Source organism: Desulfovibrio sp. ZJ200 (assembly GCF_011039095.1).
In the GTDB taxonomy this organism is placed as follows: Bacteria; Desulfobacterota; Desulfovibrionia; order Desulfovibrionales; family Desulfovibrionaceae; genus Desulfovibrio.
This window is the reverse complement of the sequence record NZ_JAAKEH010000031.1, coordinates 25,859-39,006: the sequence shown is the minus strand read 5'-3', so window position 1 is coordinate 39,006 and position 13,148 is coordinate 25,859. Positions and strand designations below refer to the sequence as shown.

10 protein-coding genes are annotated in these 13,148 nt (G+C 60.8%); 6 read left to right on the top strand and 4 right to left on the bottom strand.

The window, feature by feature from the left end; genetic code table 11:
* Positions 1-426 precede the first annotated feature (426 nt).
* Positions 427-1,095: an amino acid ABC transporter permease gene (locus G7Y52_RS09925; protein WP_165071197.1), complete on the top strand. Its 669-nt coding sequence runs from the start codon at positions 427-429 to the stop codon at positions 1,093-1,095.
* Here the strand turns inward: G7Y52_RS09925 and G7Y52_RS09920 are convergent.
* The 3 genes from G7Y52_RS09920 to G7Y52_RS09910 form a co-directional block, all read right to left on the bottom strand.
* On the bottom strand, positions 1,045-1,317 hold the full coding sequence (locus G7Y52_RS09920) for a hypothetical protein (protein ID WP_165071193.1): 273 nt from the start codon (positions 1,315-1,317) through the stop codon (positions 1,045-1,047). The two genes, G7Y52_RS09925 and G7Y52_RS09920, sit on opposite strands and share 51 nt — an antisense overlap.
* Positions 1,318-1,353: 36 nt before the next feature.
* The gene (locus G7Y52_RS09915; RefSeq protein WP_165071190.1) at positions 1,354-1,707 is read right to left on the bottom strand and encodes a DVU0772 family protein; all 354 of its coding nucleotides are present in this window, start codon (positions 1,705-1,707) and stop codon (positions 1,354-1,356) included.
* Positions 1,708-2,058: 351 nt separating this feature from the next.
* Positions 2,059-4,812, bottom strand: a complete 2,754-nt coding sequence (locus G7Y52_RS09910) for a hypothetical protein (RefSeq protein ID WP_165071186.1) — start codon at positions 4,810-4,812, stop codon at positions 2,059-2,061.
* A gap of 85 nt (positions 4,813-4,897) precedes the next feature.
* On the opposite strand from G7Y52_RS09910, the gene G7Y52_RS09905 reads away from it, so the two are divergent.
* The 3 genes from G7Y52_RS09905 to secA all read left to right on the top strand — a co-directional run bounded on the left by G7Y52_RS09905 (position 4,898) and on the right by secA (position 10,972).
* Positions 4,898-5,263 (top strand): molybdenum cofactor biosynthesis protein MoaE, encoded by a 366-nt coding sequence (locus tag G7Y52_RS09905; protein WP_165071182.1) that lies wholly within the window; start codon positions 4,898-4,900, stop codon positions 5,261-5,263.
* Between the two features lie 535 nt (positions 5,264-5,798).
* Positions 5,799-7,895, top strand: coding sequence for a methyl-accepting chemotaxis protein (locus G7Y52_RS09900; protein WP_165071178.1), 2,097 nt, complete (start codon positions 5,799-5,801; stop codon positions 7,893-7,895).
* Positions 7,896-8,407: 512 nt separating this feature from the next.
* Positions 8,408-10,972 (top strand): preprotein translocase subunit SecA, encoded by a 2,565-nt coding sequence (secA, locus tag G7Y52_RS09895; RefSeq protein ID WP_165071173.1) that lies wholly within the window; start codon positions 8,408-8,410, stop codon positions 10,970-10,972.
* Between the two features lie 96 nt (positions 10,973-11,068).
* Here the strand turns inward: secA and G7Y52_RS09890 are convergent, their stop codons facing one another.
* On the bottom strand, positions 11,069-11,929 hold the full coding sequence (locus G7Y52_RS09890) for a PHP domain-containing protein (RefSeq protein WP_165071162.1): 861 nt from the start codon (positions 11,927-11,929) through the stop codon (positions 11,069-11,071).
* Between the two features lie 366 nt (positions 11,930-12,295).
* Here G7Y52_RS09890 and G7Y52_RS09885 point away from each other — a divergent pair, with 366 nt between their 5' ends.
* Complete coding sequence (locus G7Y52_RS09885) at positions 12,296-12,529, top strand: Trm112 family protein (protein WP_165071160.1); 234 nt, start codon at positions 12,296-12,298, stop codon at positions 12,527-12,529.
* Complete coding sequence (gene yfcE, locus G7Y52_RS09880; RefSeq protein ID WP_165071158.1) at positions 12,529-13,080, top strand: phosphodiesterase; 552 nt, start codon at positions 12,529-12,531, stop codon at positions 13,078-13,080. The genes G7Y52_RS09885 and yfcE overlap by 1 nt, the downstream gene beginning before the upstream one ends.
* The last annotated feature ends 68 nt before the right edge of the window (positions 13,081-13,148 follow it).

The window sequence follows — 13,148 nt, the reverse complement described above, 5'->3', positions numbered from 1 at the left end:
CTTTGAAAATGCTCTGCTGACGCGAAAGCGGCAGCCGCCGCAACGCGGCGTACATTCAGGCGAAAACCGCGTTTTTCGCCTGAATGCCACCTTTGACTTTCATAAAAAGTCAAAGGTAATCTGCTCTAGAGCAATTTCACTTTGAAATTGCTCTGGCGGCCGCGGGAGCGGACGCCCGCGCCGAATGAGCGTCCAGACCGCGTTCTGGACGCGAAATGATGGCAGCGCCGCTTTTGAAATTGAATAATTTCAAAAGCAAAATGCTCTAGAGCGTTTTGCTCATGAAATGAGCTAAACCGCTCTGGCGACAGCGTTAGCGGACGCCCGCGCCGAATGAGCGTCCAGACCGCGCTCTGGACGCGAAATGATGGCAGCGCAGTGATTGAAAATGGATATTTTCAATCAAGAATGCTCTAAGGAGGGGGCATGCTGGATACGGCCTTTTTCAGCCATGAGCTGCTGCCCGCGCTCAACAAGGGCCTTCTGGTTTCCCTGGCGCTGATCATCCCGGCCGGGAGCCTGGGCTTTGTGGGCGGGGTGCTGCTCGGCTGCGCGCGCGTTTTCGGGCCGCGCTGGCTGCGCCGCCTGGGCGACTGGTACACGGCCCTGCTGCGCGGCGTGCCCCTGGCCGTGCAACTGATGATGATCTATTACGCCCTGCCCAAGCTGGGCATTTATTTCGCGCCCTACGGCGCGGCCCTGACTTCCTTCATTCTCTGCACCGCGGCATACCAGTCGGAATATATCCGGGGGGCCCTGCTTTCCATCCGCCAGGGGCAGATCCGCGCGGCCCAGGCCCTGGGCTTCAGCACCCTGCAAACAGTGGTCTGGATCGTCATTCCCCAGGCGGCCCGGCGGGCCCTGCCCGGCTGCGGCAACGAAATCATTTATCTGATCAAATACAGTTCCCTGGCCTATCTGGTGACCTGCATGGAACTGATGGGCGAAGGCAAGGTGGTGGCTTCGGACACCTTTCGCTTTACCGAGGTTTTCCTGACTGTGGGAGCCTATTATCTGATCATGGTGACCCTGGCTTCCTGGCTTTTACGCTGGCTGGAACAGCGCTTCCATGTGCCGGGATTCGGCGCGCGCTGACCTGGAGCAGATTGCCTTTGACTTTTTATGAAAGTCAAAGCTGGCATTCAGGCGAAAAACGCGGTTTTCGCCTGAATGTACGCCGCGTTGCGGCGGCTGCCGCTTTCGCGTCAGCAGAGCATTTTCAAAGAGAAAATGCTCTAGCCGGGCGCGCGGACGTGATCGCGCGCGCCGCGCAAAGACCGCGTGGCTTTGCCGCTCGCCGCACTCTTTTTTCGGCAAAGCGACGCTCTGCGCTGCGCAGCAGCGCCAGAGGCATCACAAGCTCTGCTGCCCCAGCTCGGCCTTGAGCCAGGCCTTGATCCCGGGCGTGGGCTCGCTGATGCCGCGCCACTGGCCGTGCGCCCGGCGGAAATCTTCCAGCAGATCCTGGGGCAGGGGCACGACAATCAGATCCTCGGCGCGCTCGGAATTGCGGCGCACCAGACGGATGACCGGCGGATCGTTCCAACTGTCCACCACAAAATACTGCGCCACGTCGTCTTTGGAGCGCACCGGCGGGTATTCCGAATGCCAGTCATTGTTGCCCCATTCCAGATACATGGTTACCGCATGCTCGGGCGTGAGATTCCAGTCTATATCGTACAAGGCAAAGTCTTTGAGGCTCGGCACGGCGGACTCCTTTTCAAAAGCCGGGGCTTATCCGGCATGTATCCGACAAGGCAACGGCTATGCTGTGAAAAAACAGCACGCCGCAGGCCATGCGGGCCCTGGAGGCAAGATGTTTTTCGCGGCGCTTCCCACTGAATCAGAGCGTTTTGCTAATGAAATTAGTTAGAGCAATTTCACTTTGAAATTGCTCTGGCGGCCGCGGGAGCGGACGCCCGCGCCGAATGAGCGTCCAGACCGCGTTCTGGACGCGAAATGATGGCAGCGCCGCTTTTGAAATTGAATAATTTCAAAAGCAAAATGCTCTAGAACAGATTACCTTTGAAATTCATAAAAAGTCAAAGGTAATCTGCTCTAGTCCTTGCGCATGCGTTCCTTCAACTGCCGCTGCATCTCGCGCTCGGCCTCGGCCTGCTGGACGCGGCGGGCGTTTTCCGCTTCGGCCATGCGCTGCTTGCGAATGCGCTCCAGGCGCATCTGCTGCGCTTTTTCGCGCTGGCTGCGGGCCTGCTCCAGAAGTTTTTCGCGCTTGCGGTCAAAGACCAGGGTGGTGCGCAGGGCGGCCAGGCCCAGAGCAATCATGGTGACAATCACGCTCAGAACCTTCTGGATGGACCATTGGTTCTCCCCGAGCAGATCCCTGAGCCAGCCCAGGTAGAGGCTTTCGCCCCAGAAGACCACAATGGGGATGCCGATAAAGCAGAACAAGAGGCCCACTGTCTCCACCCAGAAGAAGGTTTTGCCCATAGTCATGGCAAAGAGCGTGCCGTCGCGCACCATGCGCAGGAACTGAAGGCGCTTTTTCAGGTTGCGCAACAAGGCGGCCAGCCTGGGCATGGAGGCCTGCGCGCGCTGGAAGATCTCGGCCTCGTTGAAGTTGCAGGCAAAGGCCCAGTTGATGATCCCCGCGCTTTCATTGAAATCGCTGCTGAACTCGCGCAGCACCGAAGGGAAGGGAAACCAGGAAGCCTCGTCGCGTATCTCCTGCAGCACGTCCAGATAATACTTGTAGCGGTTGCGCAGGTCTTCGACTTCGCGCTCGATGCTTTCATCCAGCTCTTTTTCCAGAGTCGGACGCTCTTCCACCACCTGCAAAAAGGCAATGTAGTTGTTGACGTTGCTCAGGGCTTCCAGTTTGCGGATTTTATGCCCGAGCTGCATCTGCACCGGATGATCCTCGGAAAACCAGGCGCTCAGGCGGGCCTCCAGGGCATTGATTTTGACGCGTTCCTCTTCGGCGTTTTTTTTGGCCTCCTCCCAGAGGTCGTACAGAGAGGAAAGGATCAGCAGGCGGCCGCGCTCCAGGGCCGGATCAATGAGAATGCGGTTGAAATAGGCGGGCTCCTCGCGCACCAGTTTGACGATCTGCTCCAGAACCTGCTCGGCAAAGCCCATTTTGACCCGGCAGACAATGCCCCTGTACTGCACGTCCCGCCATTGGGGCATGACCCGCAAGACCTGGGCATACTGCTCAATGGCCGGGCCGAACTGCCCCTGCTCCTCGGCCAGTCGGGCAAGCAGATATTCGTTCCAGGCCTGCAACGTGGGCGCGGGGGTCAGGCTTGCGGCTTCGCGGAAACAGGCCGCGGCATGGCTGAAGTCATTTTTTTCGATCAGCAGAAAAGCCCGCACCATGCGCAGACGCGGATCGCGCTGATGCCGGGCAATGGCCTGCTTCAGCTTTGTTTCCAGATCCGGCAGATTGTCGGGCGCGGTCTGGGCAAGCCGATCCAGCAGATCCCAGGCCGGGCTGTCGTCGCGCGCGGGCTTTTCCTCATCCGGGTCCGGCTCGCGCATACGGTAGAGCCAATGCCTGGGCACATTGCGCAACTGGCTCGGGCTGTTGAGATCCAGCACGGCCTGCAGCAGCACGGCGGCATCGTCCTCGCCTTCCAGCAACTCCTCATAGCCGTCCACGCCCTTGCGGTCGAGCACCATCTCGATCTGGCGAAAACCCTCGTTGATCTTTTCCAGATCCATGCCTGCCATTTCATCCCAGATCTCGGCGCGGCTGGGGAAATAGGTGCGCGTGGGGCATTCGGCGGCCGTGTGGGTGTGGATGCCGCAGTAAAAGCAACCCGCGCCCCCGGCAGTGCCGCCGCTGAGCTGGGCGGCCATCAACAGGGGAATGGAGCGGCCGCTGATGCTGTTTTCATCCAGCAGGACGTTGCACCAACTGTCCATGCTGGTTTGCTCGCCGGTGAAGCGCAGATCCCGCACCGTGAAGCCCTCGCCCAGCAGATAGGCGTTGCGGTAGCTCATGTACGGAAAATCCGGCATCAGATTGTCCCATTGCAGGCCAATCTTCTTGGGCAGGTCGGTGTTGAAATTGAGGTTGTTGCGGTCGGCCACCACGCAGACGCAGGGCCAGTAATCGCCGGGGTCGTTGTTCTGCTTGTCGAAACTGTGCAGATAGTCGCGCAGAAAGGTGCGCAGCATCAGCAGATTGTCCACGGCCACGATGACAAAGGTTTCGTGCACGATGGACTTGATTTTGTGCTTCTGCAACAAGGCCTCGATGCGCTTGAACATGGAGCTCCAGCCGCTCTGGAAAGCTTTGTCCAGAGGGCTGCCCAGGGGATGCAGCAGCGCGAACCAGGCCTGGGTGGAGGAGTACGGCATACGCACATCCACCACAATGGTGGCCCAGTCCACCGAGCACATGCCCTGGCGGCCGGGCTGAGGCTCAAAGGCAATGCCCGGCAGGGCGTTTTTGCCCTCCCGGCTTTTGGGGTGCACCCAGACCTCGAAGGTGTCGCGCACAAGCATTTCCTGGGCGCACAGAGCGCCGTCCAGCAAAAGGCTGGCCTCCCGCTTGCCGCCCAGTTGCAGACGGCCGGGGAAGAGCTCAATGCTCACGGCGAGATCATTGAAATTGCCCCAGACCATCAGCCGGGCCAGCGCCAGGAACACGTCGTCGGTAAAAAAGAACCAGAGCGCCTGCTCATGCTCCTCGCCCACCAGCATGCCGCCGTAGTTGAGCAGGGTCTGGTTGACGGCCGGCGTGAGCCTGGCATGCCAGCAGACCCAGAGCACATGGCCCATCGTGCTCATGCGCACATCTTTGCTCTCGGGCAGGCGGGAGAGGAGCTGAGATAGCTGGGCCATGCACAAAATCCTTTATGAGGGCGCAAAACACATGTATACTGTCACTGCGGCCCTGTTCCAAAACGCATCAACCAAGGCGGGTCTCATGGATATTACCAAAACTCTTCAGGAACTTAAAGCCCGCCCCGGCTTTGCGGAGCATGTGGGCATGACGCTTGTGCACAACGGGGTGGTGCGCGCCTGGTCCCGCAAGGATCATGCGCCGGTAAGCGCGGTGCGCGTGCGCCATGACGAGGCCAGAATGCGCGCCATCTGCCGCGAAATGGAGCAGCGCCCGGGCATTTTCGCCATTCTGGCCGAGGCCTGCGAAGGCCTGCTCAAACCCGGCGATGACCTGCTCTTTCTGGTGGTGGCCGGGGATATCCGCGAAAACGTCAAAGCCGTCTTTGCCGAGCTTTTGGATCGGATCAAATCCGAAGCCGTGATCAAGCAGGAATACCACGAGGCCTGAGCAAGGCCGCGACCGTCTTCCTTCTCCCTGTATCGGACAATTCCGGTAAAAATTAAGGCAAAGGCTCCCGGCTGCTGCGGCAGGAGCCGGGGACGGCGGCTGCCTGGGCAGGCAATTCCCCTGCGCTTGCCGGTACTTACGCTTCACGACAAATCACCGATGCGAACATCGCTTCCGCTCTTAAGCGAGGCAACGGATTGCCGACAGGAGAGACATCCAACCGGGCATGCGGCTTTTTTGGCTGCTTTTGCCGCCCGCACGGGCCGCACAATTTTTTCATGTACAGCTATCTATATGAAATATATAGATTTTATAATTTGCGCACGGCGCTTTGAAGGCCGCAACGCCTGGGATGGAGGCAGGACTTTGCGTGCAGAGAGACAGGGGGGATTCGCCGTTGAGATGATTTTTCTTAAAAAGTTCAGTTTACTGTCACATGGTTGAGAAAGAAATTTCACTCTGACAGTGTATCCTTTCAGACAGAGGAGGTTTGACATTTTTTCGCAACGCACAACCGCTTCGCAAAGGGGAAAGCATGAGGCTCTCAATCCGGAACAAACTCCTGGTTCCCAGCCTTACGGCCCTTGTTGTTCTGATCCTGTGCAGCACCCTGCTGGTTGCCGGCATGATCGCCGACCAGCTGGAGGAGAGCTTCACGCAGGAACTGGAAGTGAGCAACAACATTCTGCACAAGGGCGTGAGCAACGCCGCCGTCACCTATAAGGACAGCGTGCGGGCCATGGCGACCACGGGCCAGCTGCGCCCTCTGAGCAACATTCTGAGCGGGGGCCGGGCCGGGGTCGACCCCTCCGAGGTGGCCGCCACGGTCGACCCCGCCGAGGTGGCCGCGGCCACGCAAATGGCTCAGGATGCTCTTGAGGGTTTCGCCAGCCTGTATGCCACCTTCCCGGTGGTCAACATTGCCGGGCCCGACGGCCTGGTCGTCGCGGGCAGCAACAAGGAAGCCATCGGCAAAGTCAATATCGGCAAGCGCGCCTATTTTCAGGCATCCATGCAGGGTGAAACCGTTATCTCCTCGCCACTCGTGAGCATGGGCACCCACGACAAGGTCCTGGTGATCTCCACGCCCCTGCTCGACCTCGCCGGCAAACCGGCCGGCGTCCTCTACGCTATTCTGCCCTGCGCCACAGTGGTGAAGAACACCATTGAAGGCGCGCGCATCGGCAAAACCGGCTTTGCCTATATTATAGACAACGAGGGCCTGATGCTGGCCCATCCCAACGCCAAACTGATCCAGGAATTCGACGCCCGAAAGGTGGACTGGGGACGGCAGGTGCTGGCTTCGCCCGAGGGCGCCTTGCGCTATACCACCAGTGCCGGCGTGGAGCGGATGCTCAATTTCCGGCTGGACTCTGAATCCGGCTGGATCACCGTCACCTGCATGGATATTTCGGAAATTGAGGAGGCCACGGCCTTTATCCGCAATATAGCGCTGGGCATCATGCTGGCCGGGGCGGCTCTCGTGGGTCTGATTATCTTTCTGGTCATGCGGCCCATTATCCGCGACCTGCTGCAGAGCGTCAATTATGCCAAGGCCGTGGCCGACGGCAATCTGGACAGCAAGCTCACCGTGACCCGCACTGATGAACTGGGCACGCTTTGCGACGCCTTGCGCAGCATGGTGGATCATCTCAAGGAAATGATCGACGCAGCCCGGCGCGAGTCGGAAAACGCCAAGGAGCAGTCCGCCAAGGCTCAGGAAGCCATGCTGGAGGCCGAGGCCGCCAGCAGGCAGGCCCAGGCCAAGACCGAAGCCATGCTGGCAGCCGCGGACAAGCTGGAGCAGGTGGGCAGTGTCGTCTCTTCGGCCTCCACCCAGCTTTCGGCCCAGATTGAGCAGTCGGATCGCGGCGCGGCCGAATCCGCCACCCGCCTTGCCGAAGCGGCCACAGCCATGAACGAAATGAACGCCACCGTGCAGGAAGTGGCCAAAAACGCGGGTTCGGCCTCCCAGGCTTCAGCCGAAACCAAGCAGAAAGCCGAAGCCGGGGCCCAGGTGGTGGAACAGGCCGTGCACAGCATTGAGCAGGTGCATCAGCTCTCCCTGGAACTCAAGGATGACATGGCCCAGCTCAATGAGCATGCCCAGGACATCACCCGTATCATGGGCGTTATCTCGGATATTGCGGATCAGACCAACCTGCTGGCCCTGAACGCGGCCATTGAGGCTGCCCGCGCGGGCGAAGCCGGGCGCGGCTTTGCCGTGGTGGCCGACGAAGTGCGCAAACTGGCTGAAAAAACCATGGCCTCCACCAACGATGTGGGCAACGCCATCAAGGCCATCCAGGAAAGCACGGCCAAGAGCATGACCGGGATGGACAACGCGGTGCAGCGCATCGGCGAGGCCACGGCACTGGCCGGACAGTCTGGCGCGGCCCTGCAGGCAATCGTGGCCACAGTGGAAGCCACGGCGGATCAGGTCAATGCCATTGCCGCGGCCAGCGAGGAGCAGTCCGCGGCCAGCGAGGAGATCAACCAGTCCATCGTGCAGGTCAACGACATGTCCCGCCAGACGTCCGAAGCCATGTCCGAAGCATCCAAGGCCGTGTCGGAGCTGGCCGCCCAGGCTCAGGGCCTGACCGCGCTCATTCAGGATTTGAAGGCAGACTAGAGCATTTTCTCTTTGAAAATGCTCTGGACAGCACGCGCCTCCTTTGAAGAGCCGGGCGGAAATGCCCGGCTTCCTTTTTCCCTGAACGGCGCGACCGCGCATTGCAAAGCATGGCATTATGGCTTATTTTGATAAGATATAAAGGGCGGGTTTCAAGCTCGCGCCGTGTCCGCGGCCCGGCTGCGGCAGGCTGCCGCCCGGGCGGAATAGTGCCGGGAACGCCGCGCTTGATTCGCCCGTATGAAATTGTCGTTCTCCCTGCCTGCGATCCGCCTGACGCCTCTTCTTTGGCGACGGCTTTTAGAGCGTTTTGCTAATGAAATTAGCTAAACGCTCTGGCAGGGCGAAGCCATGCCCGCCGTGCAGGCGCAGGCGCAATTTACTTGCGCCGTTAAGCGCCGGAGCGAGCGTTTCAAAAGCAAAATGCTCTAGTGTTCCGGGCATGTTCCGTTATTTCAAAAGAGTATTCTGCCGCACTGCAAACGCGCCCCGTGTGCATCAGAGGAGCACAGATGTTCGCTTTTCTTTTTAAAAAAATCTTCGGCAGCAAGAACGAGCGCTATCTGCGCCGCCTTCGTCCGCAGGTGCAGCGCATCAATGCCCTGGAGCCGGAGATGCAGCAATTGGCTGATGCGGATTTCGCGGCCCGCATCGCCCGCTACAAAAAAGACGTGCAGGAGGGAGGCAAAAGCCTGGACAGTCTGCTGCCCGAGGTCTTTGCCCTGGTGCGGGAGGCTTCGCGCCGGGTGCTGGGCATGCGCCATTATGACGTGCAGCTGGTCGGCGGCATAGTCCTGCACAAGGGTAAAATCGCGGAAATGAAGACCGGCGAAGGCAAAACCCTGGTGGCCACCCTGGCTGTGGCCCTGAACGCCCTGGCCGGCAAGGGCGTGCATGTGGTCACGGTCAACGATTATCTGGCGTCGCGCGACGCGGCCTGGATGGGCAGGCTTTACTCCTTCCTGGGCCTGAGCACGGGCGTCATCGTGCACGACATGGACGACGAGGAGCGCAAGGCCGCCTACAATGCGGACATCACCTACGGCACCAACAACGAATTCGGCTTTGACTATCTGCGCGACAATATGAAGTTTTACGCGCAGCAGCTCGTGCAGCGCGGCCACAACTTCGCCATTGTGGACGAAGTGGACTCCATCCTGATCGACGAAGCGCGCACGCCGCTGATCATCTCCGGCGCGTCCGAGGAGTCCGTGGGCATGTACCGCACGGTGGACGACATTGTGCGCCAACTCACGCCGGAGCATTACACCATTGACGAAAAAGCCCGTACCGCCATGCTCACGGATGCGGGCGTGGCCCGCTGCGAAGAATTGCTGCGCGTGGACAATCTCTTTGACCCGGCCAACATCACGGCCCAGCATCATGTTTTGCAGGCCCTCAAGGCCCATCAGGTCTTCAAGCGGGATGTGGATTACATCGTGCAGGACGATCAGGTGGTCATCGTGGACGAGTTCACCGGCCGCCTGATGGCCGGGCGCCGCTATTCCGACGGGCTGCATCAGGCTCTGGAGGCCAAGGAACATGTGACCGTCGCCGCGGAAAATCAAACCCTGGCTTCCATCACGTTTCAGAACTACTTCCGCCTGTACGACAAACTTTCGGGCATGACCGGCACGGCCGATACCGAAGCCGTGGAATTTCAGCAGATCTACAACCTGGAAGTCATTTCCATTCCGCCGAACAAGCCCATGATCCGCAAGGATTACCCGGACCTCATCTACCGCAGCCGCCAGGAGAAATTTGACGCCATTGTGCAAGCCATCGCGGATCTGCACAAGGAGCGGCAGCCCGTGCTGGTGGGCACCATTTCCATCGAAACCTCGGAAATGCTCTCCCAGCGCCTGAGCAAGCTGGGCATTCCGCACAATGTGCTCAACGCCAAGCAGCATGAAAAAGAAGCGGAAATCGTGGCCCAGGCCGGGCAGCCGGGCAAAGTGACCATTGCCACCAATATGGCCGGGCGCGGCACGGACATTGTGCTCGGCGAGGGCGTGGTGGATCTGGGCGGGCTGCACATCCTGGGCACAGAGCGCCATGAGAGCCGCCGCATCGACAACCAGTTGCGCGGCCGCGCCGGCCGCCAGGGCGATCCCGGCTCCTCGCGTTTCTACCTTTCCCTGGAAGACGATCTGATGCGTTTGTTCGGCTCGGATCGGATCAAGGGGCTCATGGAAAAGCTCGGTCTGCGCGATGGGGAAGCCATAGAAAACGCCATGGTCACCCGCGCCGTGGAAGGCGCGCAGAAGCGCGTGGAAGCCCACCATTTTGAAATCCGCAAAACCCTGCTGGATTACGACAATGTCATGAACCAGCAACGCGAGGTGATTTATGCCTTGCGGCGCGAGCTTATGGTGGAGCAGGATCTTGAGCCGGTGCTGGAAGAGTTCATGAGCGACGTGCTGGACGACGCCTACGGCCCGCTGGCCAACGCCTCGCCCGACGCCGTGGAAGACGCGCGCCAGACCGCTCTGGCCCGGCTGCGCGAGGTCTTCAACCTGGATCGCGTGCTTCCCGAAAACGCGCCCCTGCCCGAGCGCGAAGAATGCGAAAAGCTGGTGCGCGGCATTCTGAGCGATTTGCAGCGTGAGGCCGGGGATAGCGCCAGGGAGATTCAACGCTACTTTTTGCTCGAAGAGCTGGACCGCTGCTGGAAGGAACACTTGCGCAACATGGACGCCCTGCGCGACGGCATCGGCCTGCGCGGCTACGGCCAGAAAGACCCGAAGCTGGAGTACAAGCGCGAAGGCTTTGAGATGTTTCAGGCAATGCTCTTCCAGATCCGGGAGAGCGTGTTCCGCGCTCTGACCCGCGTGCGCGTGCAGCAGGTCAGCCCGGAAGAGGAAGCGGCCCGCGCCGCGGCCGAAAAGGAAGCTCTGGCCAGGGAATTCCGGCACAGGGAAGAAGCCCGCCAGCTTTCCTACTCCGGCGGCGGCGAGTCCGAAAGCGCGCCGGCCAAAGGCAGACCGGCCAAGGCCGCGCCGCGCGTGGGCCGCAATGATCCCTGCCCCTGCGGCAGCGGCAAAAAATACAAAAAATGCTGCGGCCGGAAGGCATGATCTCTCGTGACGCGCTGATCCCGGCCCGGCCCTGCTGAAAGGATCGGGGCGCCAAAGAAGGAAAAAGCCTTCCGGCATGGCCCATGCTGCCAGAACTCAGCACGGCAGGCCCTGCGCCCGCCGCCGCGCCTCCAGAGCTTCGAGCACCTCCAGGCATATCCGCAGGCCGCCGCGCCCCACGCCCAGACAGATGCCCGGCTTGTTGCCGCCATGATAGTCCGACCCGCCGCTGAGGCCCAGGCCGAAGCGTCTGGCCAGAGCGAGGCAGGCGCGCACGTCTGCTTCGGAATGCTCGCTGTGCCATGCCTCAACAGCCGTGAGCCCATATCCGGCCAGCCGGCCGGTAAAGCCTTCCAGCCAGCCCCGGGGGTATTTTTGCAGCATGGGATGCGCCAGACAGACCGTGGCCCCCAGTTGGGCCAGCAAGCGCACGGCTGTTTCAGGCTCCAGCACCTCTTTGGGCACAAAGGCCTTGCCGTGCGAGCCGAGATAGTCCACGAACGCCTGCCGCAAGTCCTTCACATAGCCCTTGCGCAGCAAAACTTCCGCGATATGCGGCCGCCCCACGCTTTCGCCCTGGGCGACCTCGCGCACGTCTTCCAGACTGATCGCAAGCCCGAGGCCGCGCAGCCTGTCCACAATCCGGGCGTTGCGCTCGGCCCGCTTGCGGCGAAGTTGCACGAGCTGATCCTGCAGGGATTGCGCCTTGCGGGGCAGCCACAGCCCCAGAATATGCACTTCGCCGTGCTCTGTGCCCGTGGAAAGCTCGCAGCCCCGTATCACCCTGATCCCCAGAGATCGGCCGGTCTCTTCGGCTTCTTCCAGACCTGAGAGCGTGTCGTGATCCGTCACGGCCAGCGCGGCCAGAGCGGCGGCATGCGCCTTCTTCACCAGGGCCGAAGGGCTGTCCGTGCCGTCAGAGGCACTGGTGTGGGTATGCAGGTCGATCAATTTCATGCGCGTTTTCCATCTCCAAGGCGGATCAATGCGGCTGCCGCCGCGCTAAACGCCGCTTCCGGGCGGCAAAAAATTTTATCCTGCCCGGGCTTTGCACAGCAAGGCGCATCCGCTCTGAAGCGCGGATATTTTTCAAGGCTGATCCGCTGTATGCCTACGCTATGCGATCAGAAGAAAAATGCAAGGCTCCTCCGGCACGGAAGCATGCGCTGTTAGCGTGAAATTCCTTTTGCAACCATGTAAAATTACAATGAATTTTTACGGAAATCATCTCAGGGGTGAATCCCTCCCGGCGCAAGCGCCCCTTGAATCCGGGCCCGCATCGGGCTATGTTGCCTCCTGCCTGATGTACGGCAAGGAAAAAATATGAGCATCAACACTGAAGAATTATTGCAGATCCTGGCCTGCCCGCGCTGCCTGGGCTCCCTGGCGGCTCTGGGCCGCGATGGCCAGACCACGGGTTTTGCCTGCGCGGCCTGTGAGGTGGTTTATCCGGTGCGGGAGGAAATCCCGATCATGCTGGTGGAAGAAGCCGTGCCCCGCGCCAGGTGGAACAGCGAACACCCGGAAGACGCGCCAGGCGGCGGAGAGCAACGCTGATGCGCCTGCTCATCGCTTCGGATCTGCACGGTTCTCTGGAAAGCCTGCGCTTTCTGCGTCGCCGCGCCGAGGCTCTCAAGCCAGACCTGCTGGTTCTGCTGGGGGATCTGGTCTACCACGGCCCGCGCAATCCCCTGCCCTCCGCGTACGACACGCGCGCGGTGCTGGAAGAAACGACCGCGCTCACGGCTTTTCCGCTTACTGCCGTGCGCGGCAACTGCGACGCCGAGGTGGATCTGGCCCTGCTGCCCTTTCCCCTGGCGGAAAATGCCTGGATCAACGCGGACGGCCTGCGGATCTTCGCCAGTCACGGCCATCACCTGCCGGAACAGCCGCCCCTGCCCCGCATACAGCCGGGCAGCGTGATCCTGCGCGGGCACACCCATGTTCCCCGTGGGGAAAGCCTGGGCGGCCTGCACTTCTGGAATCCCGGCTCGCTCTCTCTGCCCAAGGGAGGCTCGCCCCGCAGCTACGGGCTTTGCGAGGGCGGCGTATTCCGGGTGCTGGACATGCAGGGGCGGGAAGTGTTGCGCCACGCTCCGCAAGACTGACCCGCGCTTTTTTCTTCCTGCCCTTCCCTTTTCGCGCTGTGAGTTGTTTTCCTGACGGGGGAAGCCGC